A 19,180-nucleotide genomic window follows, 5' to 3' on the forward strand; every position below is an offset into this window, starting at 1 on the left:
AGCGGCTCGGGTTCTGAAACCGGGCGGACGCTATATTTTCAATGTCTGGAGCGCCATGTCCGAAAACCCATTCTCGAAAATGGCGCATGATGTAGGTGCGAAATTTTTTCCAGACGATCCGCCCGGCTTCTATAAAGTCCCCTTTCATTATGGAGACCCTGAAGTGGTTCGAGCCGATCTGGCTGCTGGAGGATGGTGGGATGTGGAGCATGAGACTATCCAATTTAACAAGACCATCGACAACCCAGAAGCATTTGCAACAGCGCTTGTCTACGGCAACCCGCTCATCGACGAAATCAGGGAACGTGGTGGCGTTAACCCGGAAGAAGTCGCTTCTGAGATGCTATCCGCACTTCAGGAGGCATTCGGATCGAACGGTATGGCAATGCCACTGTCGGCGACGACGTTTATTTGCCGCATGCCGTAATTGAGGGGTTTTGCGCTTGGCGCAGTGATCGCTTCGGGCGGCGGGCAGACGTTCGTTGCAACACGAGCCGAGGGCGGCTCTGTCGGACTTTGCTGCCGCTCAAACACACGCTGGAAATCGATGATCTTAGACTTAGCCATCATTCAATTGTGAAATTGCCGCAAGGCCTACTTCCTGAAAACTGCTACCCTTGAACCAGACACCAAATGCCTCGACTTCTTTACTAGAGCCATGAAGGGAAATTCGTTCGATATCGATCGCGTCGCATAACCTTATGTGGCCCATCCAGACTTTGACGAGTACCTGCACCGGTGCTGTTACCCAAAGATCGATTTCAAACCCCGGATCTTTCTTGCACAAGTCAATTTCACAACCTTCAAATACCATCCAGTATAATCGTTTGGTCGCCTCGGTATCAGTCAATCTGATCTCGACAGCACGGCGTTTTTTCACCCCTGCCTCGTTTGACATATTGGCAAACCGAACCTCCCAAAAAAATAGATCGGGATTAATGTTGTCCAACGATGTCATGGAATCTCGGAGCCAATGTTGCGACCAATTTCCCATTTGTTCCAGCACCGGCCACAAGGCGTTGCCGCTTTTGGTTAAGTGATACTCGAATTTATTGCCCACCCCAACACGTTGTCGTTCGATAATTTGCATGTGTTCAAGTTGGGCGAGCCGCTTTGAAAGCAGTGCAGATGACAAGCGCGGCATGCTTGCGTGCAGTTCATTAAAACGGGTTAAACCAGAAAAAAGACCACGAAGGATAAGCGGGGTCCACCGCTCTGCAATGATTTCTGCTGCGGCTGCGATTGGGCAGTACTGGCCGTATTTGGTTTGAGTGCTCATTTGACAAGCGTAAGTATTCCGGACGCCAAATCAACTTCAGATATTGAAGTGGAACTGAACGGGTCGGTATCCAATTATCTCAACATATCTAGATTAACCAAAAGAGGGGCTGCAAATGAAACAAGAACGCAAACCAACAACGGCGAAGGTGAACGGGCAACTTTGGGGCGCCCGTGCGCGCGACTGGGCAGAGATTCAAGAGCGATCCTGCCTCCCCGTTTATCACGAAGTCCTAAAGCGTGCAGAAGTCGGCAGTACAACCCGCTATTTGGATGTGGGTTGCGGTTCTGGAATGGCCGCCGGTTTGGCGGCAGACCTTGGCGCCGAAGTATCCGGCATTGATGCCTCCGAAGCCTTGTTGATGATCGCGAAGGAACGAACAAGTAAAGCCGATTTTCAACTTGCCGATCTGGAAAATATTCCTTTTGAAGATGATAGTTTCGACGTCGTTACTGGATTCAATTCATTTCAGTACGCTGGAAACCCTGCGCTGGCGTTGGGGCAAGCCCGACGAGTCACGAAACCTGGCGGAACCGTGGCTATAGTGACTTGGGGCAACCCCGAAGGCATGGACGCCGCGTCGTTGGTGGCAGTCTTAAAACCGCTTCTGCCACCGCCGCCGCCCGGCGCACCCGGCCCCTTTGCTCTGTCTGATGAGAGCACACTAAGGGAATTTGCCTCCAGCGCGGGATTGACGCCGACTGATGTGTTTGATGTCGATGGCGTATGGATTTATCCAGATCTGGACACTGCAGTCCGCGGCATGTGCTCGGCTGGGGTCGCGGTAAAGGCAATGGAGCACTCTGGCGACGAGGTTGTGAGGTCTGCCTATGCCGCCGCTTTCGCACCGTTTCTGCAATCCGATGGCACTGTCCGGGTCGGTGCAAGTTTTCGGTGCTTGATTGCTCAACCGTAACAGTCAAACCATTGGTACTCAGGGTAGGTTTGGGCTTATTCTGTTGAAAAAATCCAGTTTCGGGCCTGGCGGACAGATTTTTTCGCCATACAGGTCGATTAGTTTATTTTGGTAAGGGGATCGGCCAAATCAAGCCTCCCGGGTTGCCAACGATCCCATATCTCTGACTTCTGCTTGTCTGTAAAAAATACTCGGGGACGATACTTCATGCCTAACACTCCATCTTTCCAAAAAGGCTAAAGTGTTGCGTCGACCGATTGAAACCGCAGGACAGAACGGACATTTGATTCTGCAAGATATCCCCAGCGATATTGTTCTCACCATAACAGCCAATACGCTTACGCAGACGCTTCGCTTCACGGGTTGATCATTTTCATAAACTGTTCCGGAACCTGATCGGTGCTAAGTTCTTCTTGCTCTTCGGCATCGTGAACGAAAGCGACGAGGTCGGCGAGCTCTTCCCCTGTTAGGTTGATGAATTCGCCCAATTGATCTTCTTGCATCAGAACCATCGCCGGCGCGCCCCGCCACATTCTGGCTGCAAATTCAAAGGCATTCATCGGGCTGGGCATGTCTGCGGCATCAAGGCTCGGGCCAACTTCGCCGCCGACACCATTGATCGAGTGGCAAACCACGCAACCTTTTTCCAGAAAGACTTCACGGCCCCGGTGGGAACTCATCGGTGGCATGACCAAACCAATACTTGTCATAAAGCTATTCAGCCGCTCTCGCTGCTCGTCGGTCATCTCATCAATCACACCGAAATCATGCTCGTGCTCGTGACTGCTGTGCATTTCGCGCATGGTCTCAAGGGGTTCGTCGTGGCCCCCAGTCATGATCTCCGGCTGGATACAATGCGGTTGGCGCTAGCGCAAATACGACAGCGCTTGCCAACGAAAATATTGGGACTGGTCTTCCAAGCATTTCGATCTCCTTTGGCCGGGCAACGCGAGGCCATTGCCAACGCATTGCGCTTCTAGCCGATCATTTGTGTCTACGCGCTCAAGGGCCAAACATCCTTGATTTAAATCAGTCCGTACCGCGGCGACTTGTGCCCTAGGAATTATCAGAAGAAACCAGCTGGGGTGCGAGCGCTGCACGCTCATTCTCCTCTACGGCTAAAGAATTGTGAGGCCAGTATACTGGACCTCGTTCGCCCGAGGAGAGCGGCAACCGCAAACACACCATGTCGTTCGCTGCGTGGCAGCACCCGGGGACCGGATGAACGACCGCTCTGCGGGGACGAAGCGGTCTTTGCATATGGGAATTTGGATTGATCGCCGGTCATTTTCCGGCGATCTGGCGTTCAAAGTCTTGAGCGTCAAAAAAACCTCGGCAGCGACTGACTAACATGTCGCCGTCGAGTTCCCATTCGTGCCAGCCAGGCAAAGAGACGAAATTTCCTGTATCGGTGTGATGACCTTCGAGCGTCCAGATGAATACGGCCCTGTCTCCGGCGTGACGAGTTTCATGACATCGCACAACCAGACCAGGGAAGGTCGCCAGCAATCCCTTAGCGTTGTCAGCTATTTCTGCTCGACCCACATGTGTTTCCCCATCGTTAACGGTGATGGTCCCGTTTTCTGAAAATAATTCTGCAATCTTGTCCGGCTTCCCCTCAGTCCAAGCAGCGGCATGCTCAATTGCCATCCTTCCAACCCTCCTCGCCTTTTCGGTCATCCTGCCTCTCTCCTGCTGGGGTACTCATACCTTGAATATACCTCAAACGGCTCCGAGCAGGAACCAAACGTGAGCCACGCCGTCTTTTTCGTCATGCCAGCATTGGGCGTGAACCGGCCGTTCTTTGAGCGCTGTTCGCGGGTCCGCTATTTGGAAACGCGGTCGTCGTGATCTCTAACGTGTCAGACTTGGAAAGCCACCTATCACACGGCGTAGCCATTCACGTGCTTCCGGGATCACCACTTCCAATTGGGGCAAATCGTTAACGCAAAGAAATTTAATCTCAGGTCTGTTGGCACTTTGCAAAAGCGCCCATGTTTCGGCTGGAGGGCAACCAATTCCCTGCCCGCTCTCAATGTGTAGATGATCATCTACTGTATGAATAACGGCGCTCTCGTCTATAATGGAGCGGTGATTATGCAGGCCTTGAGGCAGGAACTGGCTCAGGTCACGAAAACGATGTTTGATATTTTCAATGAAGGCATCCGAGTGCTGATCAAACAACTGCGCCATGACTGTGCGTCTGAGTGGATGGACAACATGGGCTGAAGAGAAAAGCCTGCCCGCATTAAACCCCGCCATGCGAGCTGCGTTTATCTGCATGAAATGATTGAATTTTGCTGGATCCTTCCTCATATCGGGCTCGTGAAGCAATGCGCTGTAGTCGACCCATTGTCCGCGCAGAACAGGCGAAAAGCCCCTAAAAACATCTATCGGAAGCAGCGGTGCGGAGAGAAATACATCGTCGTTAAAATACATGAAGCGCTCGCTGAGCCCATCAATCCTCCACATCATACTTTCAATTGCCAGAGAGTTGAATGTTGGAAGAACTGCGCTGAAGTCTTCGAAGATATCGCGGTGAAACACGAAGCTAACCTTGGCGCGTAGGGCGTCGGAAAGTACGGATAGATTTGGGGTCTCGCTATCGACAACGATCCAGATTTTTCGCGTCCAGGGTGCGAAGTTTTCGATGGATTGTAGGCAATACAGGATTTCATCATTGTTACCCCATCGATGAGGGTTAGTCGCGTTCTCATGAAGCGTACTGCCAGATGCTGCCATGTATTGGGAGCGTTTACGCTGGTGAGAGACCGTGTTCCCATCGACCCAAGTAATGACGGCATCAATGGGATCAGTGTTGATATCTAAAGTATTGATCAATTTATCTGCATGCCCATTCGTAGAAGACCCTTACATAGGTCTCGTCGCCGTAGATGGTAGAACATAATATCTTTCAGCGGTGCAAGTTCGCCTTTCTTGGCGCCGTGTTTGGCTTGTCTTATGATTTCCCTATCGATCTGCAAAGATTGAGCCATTGCTCGCGCTGCCATCTAAGGTGGGCATATACGAAGGCATTCTGTCGTCGTTGAAGTACCCGGTGTTATCTCATCGAGAGCGGTAAAGAATGTGGCTCAGCGTGAACTACAAAAAGTTCAAGGATGCCGACGCAAAGATAGCCGCACCGTCGCGCCCTGCCGTGATGGGCCCAATCCTGACCTTTGCTGTTTTTCGCGCCTGCGGACAACACGGACTTTGATACAGCGAAGGTGCGACACTCAATGCCGCTGCAAAATATCTGAAATCAGGCCCCAAAAGATCACGAACCAATGTGGCCCTTCGGCGACTTAGCCTTTCAAGCTGGTCATTCGCAGATAGGGAAGAACAGCTGTGAAGTCGCCAAATTTCTCTTTGGCTTCTGTGTCGCTAACAGCGGTCGGTATCACCACATCATCACCGACATTCCAGTTGGCGGGTGTTGCGACACCTCGGCTGGCAGCCGTTTGCAGGCCGTCGAGCGCGCGTAGGACCTCTGCAAAATTACGGCCCACGTTCATAGGATAGGTCATGGACAACTTCATCTTTTTATCCGGCCCGATGATGAAAACAGATCGCACGGTCTGACTATCGTTCGGTGTGCGGCCATCTGGCAGATAGGCATCTGCCGGCAACATGTCGAAGGCTTTTGAAACTGCCAAACCTTCATCTGCGATGATCGGGAAGCCGGCAGGGGCGCCCCCAACTTTCTCAATATCGCCTTTCCACTTCTTGTGATCCTCAACACCATCTACGGAAACACCAATTACCTTGGTGCCGCGCTTGGCCCATTCATCGGCCAGTTGAGCGACTGCCCCGAATTCTGTTGTACAAACCGGTGTGAAGTCCTTGGGATGTGAAAAAAGGATTGCCCAGCTATCGCCAATCCAGTCATGCAGACCAAAGGTGCCCTGGTCTGTTTCGACGGTGAGGTCGGGAATAGTGTCGTTGATGCGCAGGCTCATAGCGTTGCTCCAATGTAGGAATTTCCACACAAGGCCAATCGATTCACCCTGATTCGATTGGCTGAATGTCCAAAAGCTTACGCATGCCGACGGCGTCTTTGCAAGAATTGCCGGTTTGGATGCGAACGCATGGTGCTGCCAGACGAATCCGAACGCGTCTCTGAATGGGCAGAGACAACGCCACTCGGCAAGATGTGTTGCCGGGACGTCGCCTAAGATAAAAATCAGGCGTCAGATTGCCTCTTGGTTCACTCGCTTTATCAATGCCGCGCCCGTTTCCTTGCGTTCGCTGTAGCGCTCTACCAGATAATCAGACCGACCACGTGTCAGCAGTGTGAATTTTACCAATTCCTCCATAACATCGACCATGCGATCGTAGTTAGGCGATGGCTTCATGCGGTCGTTATCGTCAAATTCAAGAAAGGCTTTCGGGGTCGAGGATTGATTGGGGATTGTTATTAGCCGCATCCACCGACCAAGTACCCGTAACTGATTGAGGGTGTTGAAGCTTTGCGAACCGCCACAGACTTGCATCACTGCAAGCGTTTTGCCTTGGGTCGGGCGTACGGCCCCTAAAGAAAGCGGAATCCAGTCGATTTGCGCCTTCATGATACCTGTCATTGCCCCATGGCGTTCGGGAGAACACCAGACCATGCCTTCGCTCCAGCTGACCAGATCGCGCAATTCCTGCACTTTGGGGTGGGATGCGTCGGCATCGTCGGGCAAAGGCAAGCCGCTGGGATTAAACGTCTTGGTATCTGCCCCCAGGCGCGTCAGAACCCGCGCCGCTTCTTGGGTCATCAATCGACTAAATGATCGGTCCCGAAGTGAGCCATAGAGCAACAAAATGCGCGGTGGGTGGTCTGGGTCACCTTTGGAAAACAAACGAGCAGAGTCGATGCTATGGAAGTGCTCTTCTACGATGTTGGGTGTGTCAGTCATGTGAGGGTCTCTCGGTTCTTTGAAATAGCGTCAATGAGGCCTTCCAGCGCTTGATCCAGTTGCGCGTGCACACAGCCGATGTTCAGCCGCCCGAAGCCTGCACCGCCCTCGCCGAACGCGATGCCGCGAGTAATGGCCCATCCTGCGTCTTGTCGCAGAAACAAGGTCAACTTCTCAGGCTCTAAGGCCAAGGCGCGAAAATCCAACCAAAGCAAGAAAGTTCCATCCGGCTCAATCAATGTGACCTCAGGTACATCGGCAATCCGTTCCCGTACCAGGGCTAGGTTGGCCTCGATATACGCATTGACAGCATCAAGCCACGGGCCGCCATGCAGATAAGCGGCCTCCATCGCAACGCTTGCGAAGGCGTTGTTTTTGTTCACTGTTAGGCGACTGTTTTCTGCGGCGAAAGCGTCGCGTCGCGCGTGATCGGGCACAACTGTAAATGCACTACAACATGCCGCGATGTTAAAGCTCTTGGCGGGTGACAGGCAGGTAATGCTGTTTAGTGCGTCATCATGCGACACCGAAGCAAACGGAGTATACGCGCGGCCCGCGAAGGTGACGTCCCCATGGATTTCATCCGACACAACGACAACGCCGTGCTTTCGGCAAATCGTACCGAGTTGTGCCAATTCTAATTTGGACCAGACACGACCTACTGGATTATGGGGGTTACATAAAAACAGCATTTTCACGCGAGGATCAGCGGCGCATGTCTCTAGTCCCCCCAAATCCATTTCGTAGCGTCCATCGGACAAGACCAACGGATTAGTAACCATGCGGCGGCCGTTCTCTGCGATGATGTCCGCAAAATCGAAGAAGACCGGAGGTTGGACGATGATCCCGTCCCCATGATCCGAAAACAGGCTGGCTGCCATAGACAGGCTGTTGAGCACATTGGGCGCGCGCAGAATATGATCTGGGTTCACAGACCAGCCGTGTCGCAGTTTCAGCCAATCCACAAGCGCGGGCATTAGCCCATCCGGCACGGTTTCATACCCAAAAATTCCATGAGCAGCCCGGTTCTCCAATGCGGCGAGCACCGCAGGTGGTGCGCGAAAATCCATGTCGGCAACACCGGCAGGAAACAGGTCCATTCCATCTGCACCAAGAACCATACGGTGCACTTTGAGGGCTGGAACTTCCCGCCGGTCAAACACCTCATCAAAATCAAAACGTTCAGTCATTTTTTTCGTCTTCCAGTAGCCACCCAAAAAACCAAGTCGCCAAAACTGCAGCGACGAGTTGCACAGCAATAAAAGCGATCACATCTGTGGGTGCGATCCCTGCAAAGGTGTCTGAAAATCCGCGTGCGATCGTGACTGCCGGGTTCGCAAACGACGTAGATGACGTGAACCAATAGGCAGCCGTGATGTATAGACCCACAGCCATAGGCACCGCTGCAGGCCGCGCCTTGATGCAGGCTAGGATGGTGCCGACCAAACCAAAGGTCGCCACGAATTCGCCGACCCACTGGCCGATACCGCTGCGGGTGGTGGCTGAGGGATCGATCAGTGGGTGTTCAAACATGACATGTGCTGCAAGCACGCCCACGATGCCGCCAATCACCTGCACGATCACGTAGAGCCCGGCATCGCGCTTTTTGATTTCGCGCCGCATGGCAAAGCTAAGCGTCACCGCAGGATTGAAATGCGCGCCGGATATCGGACCGAAGATGGTGATTAAAACCACAAGGATCGCACCGGTTGGTATCGTATTGCCCAAGAGTGCAATCGCTACGTTCCCGTCGGCCAACCGCTCGGCCATAATTCCTGAACCTATGACCGTTGCAAGCAATGAAAAAGTGCCCAGCCATTCGGCCATCAGCCGTCTTTCTAGTGACATTTTGTGTCCCTTAGGGCGCGGGCTGCTGCAATTTTGGCTGCTGGCACATCGGTGAGCATCACGATGACGGCAGACGATCCGAGCATTTGGTCTGCCCGCACCGAGCCAAGCGCGTGGTTTCCCGATGAATAGTTGACGGTGCCACGCGCACGTTCTTCGTACGTTAGGTTCAATACCCGGTTGTAAGCGCCGCGGATTTTGAACGCGCCGGTGCGTTGGAAGTTCTCGGCCCTGGGTAAGGATCGCTCACCAAGCACGGCGTCAACGTCTTCATTTTCTAGCACAGGGGCTCGAACGACTAAGTCGTCAAGCGCGGTTGCCACATAGTGTAGGTCGTCAAGGAATACGGGGTATGCGCACATGCTTAAACCGCGCGGGGTCGGGCATCGGATGCAATCTGAAGCATCGCATCGCCGCACACGACCTGTGCCATCGCCCGCCTGCACAAAGCGATCCCCTCATGGGGCGACGTTATAATTTCTGGCTCTGACTGCGCCGTATCGGGATGGTGAATACGTCCAACAACTTCGCCAATGGACACCTCTTCTCCGATAGACTTAAGCGGCTCGAAAAGGCCCGCCGTATAGGCAAAGATTGACCCCTGCACATTCAGCTCGCGCGTGCCCTGCGCTGTATCTGGCCTATAGCTTGGCAACATATCCAACGCATGTAGAACGCGGTGCAATCCATGCTCAGCGCGTAGCAAAATATCAGGCGTAACCTCGCCGTCGCCGCCAAGTTCAGCCATGACGTTGATCACGCCATTGCGGTTGGCTGCGCTCATCGCAGTGTGCGCTGTGCTGGTGCGCCCGCCACCACTTTTAAAGACCCAAGCATAAGGCAAATCATCTTCTATGGGAGACGTCCGCAAGCCGGCCTGTGCGGCAGGAAAATTCACCATCGGCAGCAGGATCAATTGACCGCTAAGATCAGCATGCTCCAGTTTTCGTGCAAGGTTGGATACTGCAATCTGCCCTTCGTATTCGTCTCCATGATTGCCAGCCATAATCAAGAGCGTCGGCCCATCGCCATTCTTGATGGAAACGACAGGCACGGGTATCCAGCCGTATGCTGATCGATGCACCGAATGTGGCACGCGCAGAAATCCAGAGTGTTTACCGCTTGCCTCGAAGTCCACCTCGGACGTGATTAAAGTTCCGGCCACATGTGTCTCCTCGCTTCACAGTTCGGTAAACGCCGAAATAATTTGGGGCTAATTCAGCAGTCGCGCCTTGTCAAGTTTCGTTATTTCGGGCAATACCGAAATATGAAGCAGACCGACGCAATTGAAGCCCTTGCAGCCCTCGCGCAACCAACCCGAATTTCCGCGTTTCGCTTGCTCGTCAGGGTTGGCCCCGAGGGATTGCCTGCTTTGGAAATTTCCCGGCAACTGGGCACGAAACCATCGACGTTGTCCGGCCACCTGTCGATCCTTAAACGCGCTGGCGTCCTTGTTGCCACGCGCCATCAGCGCGAGATTCACTACGCTGCCAATCTTGCTACTGTGAACGCCCTGGTGCAATTCCTGATAGCGGACTGTTGTGGCGGCAAGATAGAAAACTGCACGGAAATTCTTTCTCTACTTGATGGTTAGGAAGCGCGCGAAAGCAGACATCCAACAGTTGATTTTAGACGTCAGCTAGATCCGGAGGCTGTGTGAAAACTCCCGCAACTTTGCCTAAATGATGGAATGGTTTCCGTATTCGGTACGGAGGGTGTCCATGGCGCAATTTATCGAAGATGTTGCCCGTCATCAGACGATGTTGCTGCCTTCACATCTCGACGACGTCGGTGAGAGCAACCCTGTCCGCGCCATTGATGCCTTCGCAGACATGCTTGATCCTGCTGCGCTTTGCTTCAGTACGCGACCTGCTGCCACGATTGGCCTGGTTTTCACCTAGTGCTGATGCTTCGAGTTTCCCTTTTCGGATATCTCAATCACGGGCAGCCATCGCGGTGGGTGGAGCGTGAGTGTGGCCGCAATCTATAGCTCATTTGCCTGATGGGGCGGTTTAAGGGTCGTGAATGCCAAGACGAAGAACGACACACCCGGCAAGCTGCGCCAGAGGTGCTGTCAGATGCATGCGAACCAGTCTTCACTAGCGATCGCTCTGCCCCTACCCGCCTCAAGCCATTTGCGGCTGACGGCGCCGGTGGAGGTATTGTGTCCAGCGTTTGGACAAAAGCAAGAAAGGCAGGGAAACGAACCCTGCTGAGCGAAACAAACCCCTTTAAGGTCAAAGTTTTGCCGCGTTCTGGGAATTGATTAGGGATCAAGCACCGAGGCAGTGTATTTGCCTGAAGTGTTTGGAAAAGGGGCCGCCCTCGACGGACGACCCCCAGCACTCAAATCACTCGTTACTACAAGCACCAGTGTCGCCCATAGAGGCGGCACTTTTGCGACGCTCGCGGACTCATTCCAAGGTATCTTTGTGGAGCATGCGGTCTTTTTGTGACCGGACTATCCGGCAATTGGTTCCAATGCCCCTATTTTTTGTTTTGGAGGTGTCGCGGGTCGGAGTTGTGCAATCGCGCTGTGGGGTGCTTTTCGGCGTCACGACCCTTGAAGGTGGTTGATGGCTCGGAACGAGCCTAGAGTTCATGCCTGTGACCGCAGCTGCAAAATTCTTTCAGTTTTTTGGGCCGATTGAGAAATAATCGTTGGATACAGCCGAAGCGTCACATCTATTTTATGGGCACCGACACCTCCGCCACACCCGCGCCTTCTAACTCGTGGAGGTTTCTGTCAGGGGCAATCTGTACACTCGCATCCTCGCAGCCCTGTAACGGCTACGTGCCCAAAAGGCTTGATTGGCGCTCCAAACAGCGACCACGTGGAGGTTAGAGTTGGTTGCTTTAGGAATATTGGCCGAATTACCCCAACCAGAAAACGGCGCAATTTCACCCTACGCACCCCGATTTTAAACCATGTGACGCGCGGGCGAATACAAGTGGCGCACGATAATAATTCGTATGCCACCACGCGCACATATCCGCCCCATTGGTTTATTATGTTAACTTGCGCGAGACTGTTCTCGTCGTTTGAGTCCGACGGCTTCGTCAGCTTCGGTGCAGGTTACCGCATCTACAACACGCCTGACATTCAGTGGTCAGTTCAAGCCGGTCCCGGTTACCGCTTCGCCAAATTCAGCGACGTGGCTTCGGCCGACGTTAGCGAAGGCGCGGTTGGTTTTGCCTCTGACTATGCACACAAGCTGAACGACACCGTGTTCGTGACCAACGACACGGACGTGATCACTTCGAGCAGCGACACCGTGGCCTTCAACGATCTCGCGCTGAACGTTTCCATGACTGATGCGATGGCGCTCCGTACGAGCATTCTGACCGAATACCACACCGATCCCGAAGCTGGTTTTAAAAGCACGGACAATACATTCGGTGTGTCGCTGGTCTACTCGCTTAACTAAGACCACACGTTCCCTCGTAAAGGCGGATCAGCAAACTCAGGGCGGCAGAGCAATCTGCCGCCCCTTTCACTTGGCCTATCGAATGAGTTCACATCGGCGCTGAGTTCATTTCTCATGCCGTCAGGGACTGGATTGAAGCTGTCGGCGATGGCGCGTTCGGGTTTTGGACGGCTTTAAGGGATGTCTTCCCCACCACGCGCGAGCAGCGCTGCTGGGTCCATAAGACAGCTAACGTCACCGGTGCGATGCCCAAGTCTCTAAGGGAGAAAGCGAAGGCTGCTTTGCAGGACATTTGGATGGCTGAGACCAAGAAAGAGGCTATCGCGGCCATCGATCTCTTCGTGGAAACCTACGGCGTGAAATCCGAGCGCGCGGTCAAGAAACTGACCAAGGATAGCGACGTGTTGCTAACCTTTTATGACTTTCCGGCTGAGCATTGGAAGCACATCAGAACACCGGCCCGATCGAAAGCGTCTTTGCCACGGTTCGAAACCGCACATGCAAGACTAAGGGATGCCTGACCCGAAAGACCGCCCTCGCTATGGTCTTCAGGCTGAGGATGCCAGCCAAGAAGAAGTGGCGAAAGATATCCGGGCCAAATCGCCTGCCAGACGTCATCCAGGGGGTTGAGTTTAAGGACGGGATCAAGCACCTTTAAAATGCCGCCTAATCACGCCGTCACCAACTTTTGAGCATAACTCAATTTGAGCCTGATAGTAGCAAAGGAGAGATCATGACATTGAACCTAGATGACATGTCGGCGAAACACTTACGAAAACACGCAATAGAGGTTGCCAAAGCTCTTGTGCGAAAAGAAGCTTCAAGAGCAAATGACTTGCGTAAAAAGGTCGTCGACTATGCCAAACAGCTTGGCTCTTCTATTGGAGAGCGGTTCAGTAAAGATGACGTAGCGCTCGAAATTGAAGACACGACGACAAAGTCAGAGCCTGCTGCGGCCAAAAAATCAGAAAAGAAACCGAAGTATGTTGAAGCCGACGGAACGCCAAGGCAGCGACTTGGGAAGTGGTCGGAAAAGTACACAAAAGACCAATTGGAAAAATTGAAGCAGAAATAGAGACGTTCGTTCAGGAGCATTCCCGTCTGTGGGGACGCCCTGGGACGCAGAGCACGCTCCCATGCAGCTTGATCGGAGAACGTGGCTCGATAGCAGTCCCGCCCCGGGTCCTTGAGACCAATGTGCACAAGTCGCGAATAGGAAAGTCACCCGGCCCTTTTGCCGCGCGGGGGCCACGCTTTGCGTCAAGAGCGGCAGTTCGGCTAGCTTTGAAGACGTCCCGACTGGAGAGGATGTCCCCCACTCAACCAAGTTTTCTCGGACACCATAGGTGACACGTCTGCACTGGGATGAGGCGGCAACGAGAGTTGCCACTCAATTTTGCCTTTTGCAGACAATTTATTTTCATTTTTGACCTGCATCGTGACACGCACACTCACGCTTGCCGAGAGCTAAGTGCAGGTCTTTACGCTTTGGCGCTATATGGAATTGTGTGGGCTGCAGACAGTCACCGCTGGGTGCGTGAAGGTCAGACCTGATTGCCGGCGCTTCGTACGACGTTGAAGGCCCGATTGGCGGTTGAACCTGTTTAAAGAAACACTACATCTTTTTTTGACTAAAACATCCGATGAGGGTCTCCAAATGTCGACGTACTCCCCCCCCCAAACCTGGATATGGGACGATGAAAATGGGGGTGTATTCGCCAGTATCAATCGGCCAATCGCCGGGTCGACACATGAAAAGGCGCTGCCCGTTGGCAAGCATCCTTTGCAGCTTTACTCCCAAGGGACACCAAACGGCGTTAAAGTTACCGTTCTTCTGGAAGAACTGCTTGCGGCAGGCCACGACGCTGAATACGACGCGTGGCTGATCCGGATTAACGACGGAGATCAGTTCGGGTCTGGCTTTGTTGAGCTGAACCCCAATTCAAAAATTCCTGCACTAATGGATCACAGCACTGGCAGTCGTGTCTTTGAATCCGGTGCAATCCTGCTGTATCTTGCAGAGAAATTCTCCGCATTCCTCCCTGCCTCGGGCCCAGGTCGAACCGAAGCGCTTAACTGGCTCTTCTGGCTGCAGGGTTCAGCCCCCTATCTTGGCGGTGGCTTCGGTCATTTCTACGCCTATGCACCTGAAAAATTTGAGTACCCTATCAACCGCTATTCGATGGAAGTTAAGCGGCAGCTTGACGTTCTGGACCGGAACCTTTCATCGCGTCGCTATCTTGCGGGCAACGAATACACCATCGCAGACATGGCAACCGCCCCATGGTATGGCCGCACAGTACAAGGGTTTTCTTACAACGCGGGCGAATTTCTGGACGTCGACATCTACAAGAATGTGATCCGTTGGATGGACGAAATCTCAGAACGTCCGGCCTACAAGCGGGGTGCAATGGTGAACCGAACGTCAGGCGCCCCTGAAGAGCAATTGCGCGAACGCCACGCCGCCAGCGATTTCGACACCAAAACCCAAGACCAAGTTGGCTAAGCACTTTCAGGCGAATTATAATACGGGTTCTATCGGACGCTCTTATTTCATGATGTAGCGCGATTGTTTTTGACGCTCTGAAAGCATTGCAGCCATCACATCGGTGGTGAAGGAATAGAGTTCATAAACGTCGAGGACGAAGGGGCGTCCTTCAGTGTCGTCTGTCGTGTGCTTGCTATGCGCGCATCCGTTGGCCCTTTTCTACGGAACTCGGCTCCACGCCGCGTCATCCGAACGCGCGGCACGGTAGAGTTTGGTGCCACCGTTGCGCCGGACTTCGCGACTGATTGTCGAAGGTGACCGCTTCAAGGCTCGGGCGATTGAGCGCAAGGACACCTTCGCACGCAGGCCTCTGGATATCTCTTCTCGGTCGATCTGGGTCAGAGCGAGACGCGACCTCATGCGATCAGGTGGGCGGATGCCGCCAGTGCGCGCAAGCAGCGGATAAATCGAGGATGATCCCCGATCAAAACCGCGTCCAATCGAACTCATCGACTCTGAGCGTTGCCAACGATCCCATATCTCTGACTTTTGCTTGTCGGTAAAAAATACTCGGGGACGATACTTCATGCTCCACACTCCATCTTTCCAAAAAGACTAAAGTGTTGCGTCGAGCGATTGAACCCGCAGGACAGCCGTTGTTGGAAGCACGTCTACCAACGGCCGGTGCTGGCGCACAGCGGAGATGCGATTATAGTCTGCCAAGTTGATTGCTGAGCGAGCAGTAGTTGTTCCAGCATCGTTTCTTAAAAAGGACACAGTGATGTGAATTCCGACCTTAAGCACTGGATCAACGCAAATCTTCAAAGTCAGAAGGGCAAGACGATCCTTGTTACCGGCGGCAATTCCGGGATCGGCTACTATGCGGCACTCGCTTTGGCGAAGGTTGGTGCAGATGTGATTATCGCAGGACGCAACGCCAAGAGGGTCGACCAAGCGGTTCGAGACATTAAGGCGGAGGGCATCGAAGGTAGCATTAACGCGGGGATCGTTGATCTGGCGAGCCTCAAGTCTGTTCAGGAGTATACAGAGCAGTTTCGTACCAAATATTCCCGTCTAGATGTATTGATCAACAATGCAGGCGTGATGATGCCGCCTGAAGGAGCGACTGAAGATGGGTTCGAGAGTCAGTTCGGCATCAATTTTATCGGGCATTTTGCCTTGACCGGCCGTCTCTATGACATGCTGAAATCCACGCCGGGTTCGCGTGTCGTCACCCTGAGCAGCATTGCACATCGCGGTGCACAGATTGATTTTGACAACCTGCGGCTCGAAAAGCCCTATGACACACGCCGCGAGTATTACCAAAGCAAGCTGGCCGATATTATCTTTACTCTTGAGTTGGGTCGTCGCTCTGACGCAAAAGGCGATGGCGTTTTGTCAGTGGCGTGCCACCCGGGGTTCACTAAAACCGAATTGCAGCGCCATCTGGACCCCTAAATCCTTGGTAAGATGACGTTCATGGAGGCATGGCAGGGGGCTTTGCCAACACTTGTTGCAGCGACGGGCCATGTAAAATCGGGCGATTATTTTGGCCCCGACGGCCCGGGAGAGATGGGCGGTTTTCCGGCACTTGGCGTGATTGACGGCGCAGCGCTTGATGCGGCGGTGGCGGACAGGCTTTGGGCTGTTGGCGAAGATGTGACCGGCGTTGTTTTCCCTTAGACGCGGGCTAACTTTTAACGACGTTTGAAAGCAATTGGGTAAAGAACGAGGACCGCAGTGTCAGTTGAACGACGAAGAATAGCGCGCCGCACGATGATCCAAGTTGGGATCGTGACAGGGTTCGGTTTTTTGCCAGCAATGGCTGGCTTGACCGGGATCGCCTTAGCTGCTGAACCTGAAACTGGAAGCGGAGACATGAACATGGATGCCCTGATTGCCGCTCTCAAATCTATAGGAGGGTCGGTATGTCTCGATGCAGCGAGCAAGCTGGAGACGATTAATGCGAATAGCGGCGGCTTTGACCTGCATTTGCGTCGCGCAGAACTGGGCGCGCAGGATGCATTGCTCTTCTCATGCAACCGTAGGCTGCCAATTGAGAGCTTTTCGGCGGTGGCTGAAAACAACGCTCATGGAGCAAGTTTTCCGCATTGCGAAGCGAAAGTGGGAAGCGGACGTACATCATCACCGCCAGGCGGATTGCCCCAGCGTGTTTTAAAGCAATGAAACGGGCTGCGTTTTGTCATTCTACGAAGCTGGATCGTTGCCCTGCCCGTCTCAGGTCAATTTCCTCTGACAAAGTCATTCGCGCTGATTGGAAGGAAATGCGGGGATGCGAGCTCGACGAAGATGATGTTCACATTTGGACCGAAGGTCAGGAAACAAGGTCGTCGAGGTAGAGCGGCAGCATCTCTCGCCATGTCGGCCAGTCGTGATCATATTGCTCTCCCCAGGCATCGACGCGGTTAGGAATAGCCTTTTCGCCGAGAAGTTCACCTATGCGCCAACTTTCCGCGGGGTTCTCCCAGCGACCTTGGCCAAAAGGCAGCGCGATGAACCGGGATTGAAGCGTCTTGAGAATGGGTCCTTCGAGGTGCGGTAGGAAGGCGAGTGGCGAGGCGAAGTAATACTCGCTGTTGCCTTGAAAATCCAATAGACTTTCCAGATCATAGGTGCCGCTCATCCCCAGCGCAGTATGGAAAAGATGCGGATAGCGACATGTGACTGCCACCGCATTAAACGCTCCTATTGACGCCCCTGCCGCGAGGATTTCGATGTTTTCGTCGTTGCAGTCCGCGCGAATTGCCGGAACCACTTCGTGAGCGACATATTCGTGGAACTGGTTCAGCAGCCAGCAGCGATGCTCAATTGATCCTTCTTTCGACGCAAAAGCAGCGCCGGCAATACTATCGCATGAGTATATTTTGATGCGTCCCTCCGCGAGCAGCGGGCCGAGAACGCGGATCACTTGCATCCGATCGATTTCTTCCGCATCGCCGCCGGCGGTTGGAAATAGGAGCACCGGCTGACCGAAGTCTCCCCAGCGTGCCAGCGCGATCTCACGATGCAGCCGGTCAGAACGCCACCTAGAAACCTTCTTTGTCACCGTGCCGCCCCTCCTGATCGCGCCACAACTGGATCCGGTCCCAGAACAGTTCGGTGAACTCCTCGTGTTCATGTGTAGGGAACAGCGCTTGGACCTTCTGGCGTATAGCATCGCGTAGCTTTTCCGAACCGAAGAAATCGTAGGCCAGTTCGTCGAGGTCACTGAGCTGGTTTTTGCAGAATTTGCGAAACTCTTCGGTTTCAAACCGCTTGTGGGCGATCTTGGCGTATTCGGCCAGCTTCTGCCGTGGGGATCGGTCACTATCGGCAATTTTGAAAAACGGTGCCCATTCCATGTTTTTGTGCATCTGTCGGTCGGTGGCCGCACAGTACAACGACCAGCGCAGGTTAGCCTTAATAAGCCAGGGGAAATGGTAATGTATCGACGTCACCTGACTGTCCGGACATGCGTTCGCAAAATCGATCGGTTGCCAGATCCCGTCGCGCCTTAGCGCTTCGCATGAATTGAATTCCCAACCGAAGAAGGCATTGATCGTCAGTGTCATGTCCTTAAGCGTCTGCTGATCCTCGGCGCTTAGGAAGTTGATGTCCTGACGATAGCGGTCGTGCAACGGAGCGCCGGGATCATAATTCACATGACGGATTTGCGGACCCAGCCCGACGTTGCGCACGAAAAAGTCATGCGGCAAAACGGCTGCCTGCAAGTTCATAACTTCAGTCCCGCTAGCATCATAAGCACGATGCAACGCACTTGCGTTGTCTATCTTCGTAACGCCCTTCCAGCCGCCTCCGTGATAGGGCTTCATGAATAGGGGGTAGCCGATCTTATCTCCAATCTCGTCCAGGTTGAACATACGGGCATATTTGGTCAACGTGGCTTCAAGATCATCAGACGGATCGTAGGCCTTGGGCGGCAGCATCCAGGTCTCGGGCACGGGAAGCCCCAGCCGCAGCATCGCTGCATAACTGGTGTGTTTCTCGTTCGACTGAAGCGACCAAGGGTTGTTGTAGACATAAAGATCATCGATCAGGATAGCTTTCTTGATCCATTCGCGGCTTGTGGAATACCAATGCGTGAGCCGGTCGATCACAACGTCATATTTGACAGGCTGTTGAAGGCTGAATGGCTCGATTGTTATGCGTTCAACAGCGAAGTCTAGCGTCTTTCCGCTAACCTTTAGGCCATCTTTGGTGAGTGCCTCGAACAGGGTTTCATAAGCGATGGGCCAACAAATATCAGCCCCTAGTGAGAGCCCTATGTGCTTTAAGTTCTTAGCCATGGATTCCCCCTGC

The 19,180-nt window shown here is 53.4% G+C and carries 20 protein-coding genes and 4 pseudogenes; 10 read left to right on the forward strand and 14 right to left on the reverse strand.

Annotated elements, in window-relative coordinates:
* Positions 1–427: pseudogene (locus AC221Y_RS04395) on the forward strand (class I SAM-dependent methyltransferase); the annotation flags it as partial.
* A gap of 132 nt (positions 428–559) precedes the next feature.
* On the opposite strand, the gene AC221Y_RS04400 reads toward AC221Y_RS04395, so the two are convergent.
* Positions 560–1,279: a winged helix-turn-helix transcriptional regulator gene (locus AC221Y_RS04400; protein ID WP_299748445.1), complete on the reverse strand. Its 720-nt coding sequence runs from the start codon at positions 1,277–1,279 to the stop codon at positions 560–562.
* A 115-nt stretch (positions 1,280–1,394) separates the two neighbouring features.
* Here AC221Y_RS04400 and AC221Y_RS04405 point away from each other — a divergent pair, with 115 nt between their 5' ends.
* Positions 1,395–2,195 (forward strand): class I SAM-dependent methyltransferase, encoded by an 801-nt coding sequence (locus AC221Y_RS04405; RefSeq protein WP_486706843.1) that lies wholly within the window; start codon positions 1,395–1,397, stop codon positions 2,193–2,195.
* 356 nt (positions 2,196–2,551) lie between these two features.
* Here AC221Y_RS04405 and AC221Y_RS04410 read toward each other — a convergent pair whose 3' ends face one another.
* The 9 genes from AC221Y_RS04410 to AC221Y_RS04450 all read right to left on the reverse strand — a co-directional run bounded on the left by AC221Y_RS04410 (position 2,552) and on the right by AC221Y_RS04450 (position 10,109).
* Complete coding sequence (locus tag AC221Y_RS04410) at positions 2,552–2,953, reverse strand: c-type cytochrome (RefSeq protein WP_486706844.1); 402 nt, start codon at positions 2,951–2,953, stop codon at positions 2,552–2,554.
* A gap of 526 nt (positions 2,954–3,479) precedes the next feature.
* Positions 3,480–3,875, reverse strand: a complete 396-nt coding sequence (locus tag AC221Y_RS04415) for an ester cyclase (protein ID WP_299754305.1) — start codon at positions 3,873–3,875, stop codon at positions 3,480–3,482.
* A gap of 174 nt (positions 3,876–4,049) precedes the next feature.
* A complete protein-coding gene (locus AC221Y_RS04420) occupies positions 4,050–5,036 on the reverse strand; it encodes a Stealth CR1 domain-containing protein (RefSeq protein ID WP_299754303.1) in 987 nt (328 codons plus the stop codon).
* A gap of 464 nt (positions 5,037–5,500) precedes the next feature.
* Positions 5,501–6,154 (reverse strand): peroxiredoxin, encoded by a 654-nt coding sequence (locus AC221Y_RS04425; protein WP_299754301.1) that lies wholly within the window; start codon positions 6,152–6,154, stop codon positions 5,501–5,503.
* Between the two features lie 231 nt (positions 6,155–6,385).
* Positions 6,386–7,096 (reverse strand): arsenical resistance protein ArsH, encoded by a 711-nt coding sequence (arsH, locus tag AC221Y_RS04430; RefSeq protein ID WP_486706845.1) that lies wholly within the window; start codon positions 7,094–7,096, stop codon positions 6,386–6,388.
* Positions 7,093–8,286 carry a MalY/PatB family protein gene (locus AC221Y_RS04435; protein WP_486706846.1) on the reverse strand — a complete coding sequence of 398 codons (1,194 nt, stop codon included), beginning with the start codon at positions 8,284–8,286 and terminating at the stop codon, positions 7,093–7,095. Before AC221Y_RS04435 ends, arsH begins: the two co-directional genes overlap by 4 nt.
* Positions 8,279–8,944, reverse strand: coding sequence for an MIP/aquaporin family protein (locus AC221Y_RS04440; RefSeq protein WP_299754295.1), 666 nt, complete (start codon positions 8,942–8,944; stop codon positions 8,279–8,281). Before AC221Y_RS04440 ends, AC221Y_RS04435 begins: the two co-directional genes overlap by 8 nt.
* Entirely contained in the window at positions 8,935–9,306 is a 372-nt protein-coding gene (locus AC221Y_RS04445; protein ID WP_299754293.1) for a pyridoxal-phosphate dependent enzyme, read from the reverse strand. The genes AC221Y_RS04440 and AC221Y_RS04445 overlap by 10 nt, the downstream gene beginning before the upstream one ends.
* 2 nt (positions 9,307–9,308) lie before the next feature.
* A complete protein-coding gene (locus AC221Y_RS04450; protein ID WP_299754291.1) occupies positions 9,309–10,109 on the reverse strand; it encodes a M14 family metallopeptidase in 801 nt (266 codons plus the stop codon).
* 102 nt (positions 10,110–10,211) lie between these two features.
* Here AC221Y_RS04450 and AC221Y_RS04455 point away from each other — a divergent pair, with 102 nt between their 5' ends.
* The 6 genes and pseudogenes from AC221Y_RS04455 (at position 10,212) to yghU (ending at position 14,878) form a co-directional block, all read left to right on the forward strand.
* The gene (locus tag AC221Y_RS04455) at positions 10,212–10,538 is read left to right on the forward strand and encodes an ArsR/SmtB family transcription factor (RefSeq protein WP_299754289.1); all 327 of its coding nucleotides are present in this window, start codon (positions 10,212–10,214) and stop codon (positions 10,536–10,538) included.
* A gap of 127 nt (positions 10,539–10,665) precedes the next feature.
* On the forward strand, positions 10,666–10,845 hold the full coding sequence (locus AC221Y_RS04460; RefSeq protein WP_486706847.1) for a hypothetical protein: 180 nt from the start codon (positions 10,666–10,668) through the stop codon (positions 10,843–10,845).
* A gap of 1,050 nt (positions 10,846–11,895) precedes the next feature.
* Entirely contained in the window at positions 11,896–12,372 is a 477-nt protein-coding gene (locus tag AC221Y_RS04465; RefSeq protein WP_486706848.1) for a DUF481 domain-containing protein, read from the forward strand.
* A gap of 137 nt (positions 12,373–12,509) precedes the next feature.
* Positions 12,510–13,030 (forward strand): annotated as a pseudogene (locus tag AC221Y_RS04470) (transposase); the annotation flags it as partial.
* Positions 13,031–13,105: 75 nt separating this feature from the next.
* Positions 13,106–13,447 (forward strand): hypothetical protein, encoded by a 342-nt coding sequence (locus AC221Y_RS04475; protein ID WP_299754283.1) that lies wholly within the window; start codon positions 13,106–13,108, stop codon positions 13,445–13,447.
* 582 nt (positions 13,448–14,029) lie between these two features.
* The gene (yghU, locus tag AC221Y_RS04480) at positions 14,030–14,878 is read left to right on the forward strand and encodes a glutathione-dependent disulfide-bond oxidoreductase (protein ID WP_299754281.1); all 849 of its coding nucleotides are present in this window, start codon (positions 14,030–14,032) and stop codon (positions 14,876–14,878) included.
* A gap of 210 nt (positions 14,879–15,088) precedes the next feature.
* On the opposite strand, the pseudogene AC221Y_RS04485 reads toward yghU, so the two are convergent.
* Positions 15,089–15,448: pseudogene (locus AC221Y_RS04485) on the reverse strand (helix-turn-helix domain-containing protein); the annotation flags it as partial.
* A gap of 195 nt (positions 15,449–15,643) precedes the next feature.
* Here AC221Y_RS04485 and AC221Y_RS04490 point away from each other — a divergent pair.
* Positions 15,644–16,318, forward strand: a complete 675-nt coding sequence (locus AC221Y_RS04490; RefSeq protein ID WP_486706849.1) for an SDR family NAD(P)-dependent oxidoreductase — start codon at positions 15,644–15,646, stop codon at positions 16,316–16,318.
* Positions 16,319–16,339: 21 nt separating this feature from the next.
* Positions 16,340–16,543 (forward strand): hypothetical protein, encoded by a 204-nt coding sequence (locus AC221Y_RS04495; protein ID WP_486706850.1) that lies wholly within the window; start codon positions 16,340–16,342, stop codon positions 16,541–16,543.
* A 403-nt stretch (positions 16,544–16,946) separates the two neighbouring features.
* Here the strand turns inward: AC221Y_RS04495 and AC221Y_RS04500 are convergent.
* The 3 genes and pseudogenes from AC221Y_RS04500 to AC221Y_RS04510 all read right to left on the reverse strand — a co-directional run.
* Positions 16,947–17,067: pseudogene (locus AC221Y_RS04500) on the reverse strand (IS6 family transposase); the annotation flags it as partial.
* Between the two features lie 128 nt (positions 17,068–17,195).
* Positions 17,196–17,927 carry an esterase family protein gene (locus AC221Y_RS04505; RefSeq protein WP_299754277.1) on the reverse strand — a complete coding sequence of 244 codons (732 nt, stop codon included), beginning with the start codon at positions 17,925–17,927 and terminating at the stop codon, positions 17,196–17,198.
* Positions 17,908–19,167, reverse strand: a complete 1,260-nt coding sequence (locus AC221Y_RS04510; RefSeq protein ID WP_486706851.1) for an ATP-grasp domain-containing protein — start codon at positions 19,165–19,167, stop codon at positions 17,908–17,910. The genes AC221Y_RS04505 and AC221Y_RS04510 overlap by 20 nt, the downstream gene beginning before the upstream one ends.
* Between the last annotated feature and the right edge of the window lie 13 nt (positions 19,168–19,180).

This window comes from Boseongicola sp. (assembly GCF_057460485.1).

Coding starts and splice junctions, on each gene's coding strand:
- AC221Y_RS04510 (WP_486706851.1), bottom strand. CDS start 19,167: ATGGCTAAGAACTTAAAGCACATAGGGCTCTCACTAGGGGCTGATATT.
- AC221Y_RS04425 (WP_299754301.1), bottom strand. CDS start 6,154: ATGAGCCTGCGCATCAACGACACTATTCCCGACCTCACCGTCGAAACA.
- AC221Y_RS04445 (WP_299754293.1), bottom strand. CDS start 9,306: ATGTGCGCATACCCCGTATTCCTTGACGACCTACACTATGTGGCAACC.
- AC221Y_RS04475 (WP_299754283.1), top strand. CDS start 13,106: ATGACATTGAACCTAGATGACATGTCGGCGAAACACTTACGAAAACAC.
- yghU (WP_299754281.1), top strand. CDS start 14,030: ATGTCGACGTACTCCCCCCCCCAAACCTGGATATGGGACGATGAAAAT.
- AC221Y_RS04435 (WP_486706846.1), bottom strand. CDS start 8,286: ATGACTGAACGTTTTGATTTTGATGAGGTGTTTGACCGGCGGGAAGTT.
- AC221Y_RS04415 (WP_299754305.1), bottom strand. CDS start 3,875: ATGACCGAAAAGGCGAGGAGGGTTGGAAGGATGGCAATTGAGCATGCC.
- AC221Y_RS04405 (WP_486706843.1), top strand. CDS start 1,395: ATGAAACAAGAACGCAAACCAACAACGGCGAAGGTGAACGGGCAACTT.
- arsH (WP_486706845.1), bottom strand. CDS start 7,096: ATGACTGACACACCCAACATCGTAGAAGAGCACTTCCATAGCATCGAC.
- AC221Y_RS04495 (WP_486706850.1), top strand. CDS start 16,340: ATGGAGGCATGGCAGGGGGCTTTGCCAACACTTGTTGCAGCGACGGGC.
- AC221Y_RS04440 (WP_299754295.1), bottom strand. CDS start 8,944: ATGTCACTAGAAAGACGGCTGATGGCCGAATGGCTGGGCACTTTTTCA.
- AC221Y_RS04460 (WP_486706847.1), top strand. CDS start 10,666: ATGGCGCAATTTATCGAAGATGTTGCCCGTCATCAGACGATGTTGCTG.
- AC221Y_RS04455 (WP_299754289.1), top strand. CDS start 10,212: ATGAAGCAGACCGACGCAATTGAAGCCCTTGCAGCCCTCGCGCAACCA.
- AC221Y_RS04400 (WP_299748445.1), bottom strand. CDS start 1,279: ATGAGCACTCAAACCAAATACGGCCAGTACTGCCCAATCGCAGCCGCA.